At 74.3% G+C, this 3,741-nt stretch carries 2 protein-coding genes and 1 pseudogene; 1 reads left to right on the top strand and 2 read right to left on the bottom strand.

Going from position 1 to position 3,741, the window contains the following annotated elements; genetic code table 11:
* Nucleotides 1–1,214, bottom strand: a pseudogene (locus CCS38_RS18350) (hypothetical protein); the annotation flags it as partial.
* Nucleotides 1,215–1,440: 226 nt separating this feature from the next.
* Nucleotides 1,441–2,829 (bottom strand): NsdA family TPR-like regulatory protein, encoded by a 1,389-nt coding sequence (locus tag CCS38_RS18345; RefSeq protein WP_223734369.1) that lies wholly within the window; start codon nucleotides 2,827–2,829, stop codon nucleotides 1,441–1,443.
* A gap of 401 nt (nucleotides 2,830–3,230) precedes the next feature.
* On the opposite strand from CCS38_RS18345, the gene CCS38_RS18340 reads away from it, so the two are divergent.
* On the top strand, nucleotides 3,231–3,741 hold a 511-nt coding region (locus CCS38_RS18340; RefSeq protein ID WP_223734368.1), incomplete at its 3' end, for a bifunctional DNA primase/polymerase.

Below are 3,741 nucleotides of genomic sequence, written 5' to 3'. Positions count from 1 at the left end.
TGCGGGGCCGCGTGGCCGGGCTGCTGCGAGGCGTGGCCGGGCTGCTGGGGCGCGGGGCCCGGCTGCGCGCCGTAACCCTGCTGACCGCCGTGGCCCTGCGGCGCCGCGGGCGGCTCGAAGCGGGGCATCTGCTGGGTGGCCGCGGGGGACTCCGCCTCCGGGGCAGCGGCGCCGGCACCGCCGGGTCCGTCGCGGAAGAGGCCGTCGAACTCGGCCGGGGTCGGCCGGTCGCCCGGCATCCCCGGCCGGATGGCGAACGGCGCGCCCGGAGGCGGCTGCGGCGTGCCCCCGCCGACCGGCGGGATCAGCTGGGTCGCCGCCTCCGTGCCATCGGGGGAAGCGGGCGCCTGCGGCATGACGGGCCGCCGCAGCATCGTCGTGGACTCGGCGTCCGACTCGGGCCGCTTGTTCTCGGGCGGCAGCGAGCCGGGCATGGGGCCGGAGGCCCCCTGCGGCGCGGGCATCGGCCCCGCGCCTGGCCCGGCCTGGCCGCCGGCGAAGGGCTGGATGAGCTGGGTGGCCTCGCTGTCGCCGGCGGCGGGCGGCAGCGGCCCGGCGTTCTGCGGCGGCAGCGGCGCGCTCGCGCGCTGCTCGTCGGAGGCGGGCGGCAGCGGCGCCCCGGCCTGCCGCTCGGCACGCACGAGCGCGCCACCGGTGGCATTCCCGGCCTCGTCCGTACCGGGCTGCTGCGAGTAGCCGTAGGCGGCCTGGCCGCTGTACGAGTTCGCGTCCCCGTACGAAGGCTGCTGGGGCTGCTGGGCATACGGGGACGGCGCACCGTACGACGGCTGCTCACCGTAGGAAGCCTGCACCCCGTAGGAGGGCTGCTGCTCACCGTAGGAAGGCTGGGCGCCGTAGGAGGGCTGCTCACCGTAAGAGGGCTGCTCGCCGTAGGAGGGCTGGGCACCGAACGCACCCTGGCTCGCGTACCCCGCCCCGGTCACGGTCCCGGCCGACGGCTGCTCCGGCGGCATCGGGGGTACCGGCGGCTGCCCCTGGGGCGGCGGGTACGCGCCCGGCTGCTGCGGTGCGTAGGAGCCCTGCTGCGGCGCCTGGGACGGGCCCCAGGGCTCGCCCCACGGCTGACCGGCGGCCGGTGCGGACTGCTGGTCCGGCACGTACGGCTCGCCACCGTTCGCGGGCAGCACCACGCCCTCACGCGCGGGCCCGCCCGCAGGGTTCTGCGGGTCGCCGCCCTGTCCGCTCTGCGTCACCGGGACTCCTACTTCTGCTTCTTACGGAATCGTCGGCTCACGCTACCGGGTAGCAGTCACGTTCGACCACGTCCCCTGGTCACCGGCCACTTGACGCACAACAGCACCACCCGTCGATTCCGGAGGATCGACGGACAAAGAGGACGCAGAGCAGGCACCGGCCGAATGCCGCCCGGAGCAGGCCGCCCCGGTGTCGCCCGGGGCGAGCCGCCCCGGGTCCGTACCGTCACGCCGCCCGCAGCTCCAGCCGCGCGGCGAACTCCCGCACCACCGCCTCCTCCCGGTACGGCTCCAGGCGCGCCTGGAAGTCCTCCAGATACTCCGCGCCGCGCGAGGAGCGCAGCCCGCTCAGCAACTCGGCCGCCTGCGTTCCCGTATGGCACGCCTGCTCGATCTCCCGCTGCTGCACCTGCGCGCTCGCCAGCAGCACCAGCCCGATCGCGCGCCGCCGCGCCCGGCTCTCGGGGTGCCCGGCGAGCGCCTCCTCGGCCTGCTGTTTGGCCGCCGCCGCCTGCCCCAAGTCGCGGTAGCAGTGGGCCAGTTCGTCGGCGAGGTAGGCGGGGTCGAAGTGCCCGATCCACGCCGGGTCGTCGCCCGCGTCCGTACCGGACTCGGCCCGCTCCATCGCGCTGACCGCGCGCCCGGCCACCGACTGGAACGCCCGGGTGTCCCCCATCAGCGCGTGCCCGCGCGCCTCCGCCGCACAGAACATCGCCTCGGCGCGCGGCGTCACGTGCCCGCGGGTGCCTTCCTGCGCCGCGCGCGCGAGCTGCGCGATCTCCCGGGGGTTGCCGAGCGAGGCGGCGAGGTGGCTCATGCTGGCGGCGAGCACATACCCGCCGTAACCACGGTCGCCGGCCGCCTGTGCCAGGCGGAGCGCCTGGATGTAGTACCGCTGGGCCAGCCCCGGCTGGCCCGTGTCGACCGCCATGTACCCGCCGAGCTCGGTCAACCGGGCCACCGCGGCGAACAGTTCGCGCCCCACGGACTCCCGATACGTGCCCGCGAGCAGCCCGGAGACCACGCTGTTGAGGTAGTGCACGACGACCGGGCGGACGTGCCCGCTGCCGTACTGGTGGTCCAGTTCGCTGAGCGCGGCCGTCATGGCGCGGACCGCCTCGACGTCCGAACGGCCCACGCGGGCACCGGCGTTGCGCGCGACCTGGGTGTCGGCGCCGGTGATCAGCCAGTCCCGGCTCGGCTCGACCAGCGCCGAGGCGGCGACAGTCGAACCGCTCAGGAAGTCGCGGCGCCCGACGTCGCTCCGCCACAACTCACAGACCTGCTCTATTGCACCGAGGACGGTGGGCGAGAACTGCAGCCCGACACCGGAGGCGAGATTCTTGCCGTCGGCCATGCCGATCTCGTCGATCGTGACCGTGCGCCCCAGCTTGCGGCCGAGTGCCTCGGCGATGATCGCGGGTGCCCGGCCGCGGGGTTGCTGGCCGCGCAGCCAGCGGGCGACGGACGTCTTGTCGTAGCGCAGGTCCAGGCCGTGCTCGGCACCGCAGACGTTCACGCGGCGAGCGAGCCCGGCGTTGGAACAGGCAGCTTCCTGGATGAGCGCCTGCAGCCGTTCGTTCGGCTGCCGCGCGACGAGTGGCCTGGCGGCCATGGTGTACCCCCTGTGTGCTGCGGCGCGTTCACCGTCGAACGCCGTCCCCGTCCATCATTTCCCGCCTATACCAGCGATATCCGCTTTTTCAGCCGTTACCGCGCGACATAAGCGATACTCCCCAAATGCCGGACCAGCCCCCTTAACCGCTCATCACCGACCGCCGACACGCATGTACGAGTACGCCTCACGAGTACGCCCTACGAGCGCGTACGGAGAGGCGCACTGCCCGCCGCCGGGCGGCTTCCCGCCCCGTCACGCAAGTGGCTACCCAGCCTCCGCGGCACGGCCTCGCACGCGCCCCCGCCCGTGCATCCATGCGCCCCACGCGCAAGAACGTTGCGCCGTGCCGTGCCGCTGGTTGGCCGTAACCCTTGGTGACAGCGGAAGTTGTCCCGGTCGTGGAACAGAGCAGCGGAGTCACAGGAGCCCCACAGGTCCCCCAGCAGCGCGGTGAGCGGCTGCTCGACATTGCGGTGCGTTACGCGTCGGAACGCCATTGGGACGTGCTCCCCGGCGCATGGCTGGAAGACGACGGCGCGGCACCGTACTGTTCGTGCGGCGCCCGTGACTGCCGAGCCCCCGGCGCGCACCCCCTCGCGGCCGACTGGCCCACGGCGGCCACGGGCAGCACGACGGCCATCCACAACCTGTGGACGCAGCATCCCCGCGCGGCGATCCTGCTGCCGACCGGCCGCACGTTCGACGCGCTGGACGTGCCCGAGACCGCCGGCTGCCTGGCGCTGGCCCGTATGGAACGGCAGGGCCTGCCGCTCGGCCCGGTCATCCGCACCCCGGACCGCCGGATGCTCTTCCTCGTCCTGCCGGGCGCCGCCGCCAAGCTCTCCCCGGTCCGGACCTCCCCCTCCGCCCTCGGCCTGATCACCCACGGCGAGGGCACCTACATCGCCG

Source organism: Streptomyces purpurogeneiscleroticus, assembly GCF_020024005.1.
In the GTDB taxonomy this organism is placed as follows: Bacteria; Actinomycetota; Actinomycetes; order Streptomycetales; family Streptomycetaceae; genus Streptomyces; species Streptomyces purpurogeneiscleroticus.
Note: the sequence above shows the minus strand (reverse complement) of the source record. Positions and strands in the feature narration are given on the sequence as shown.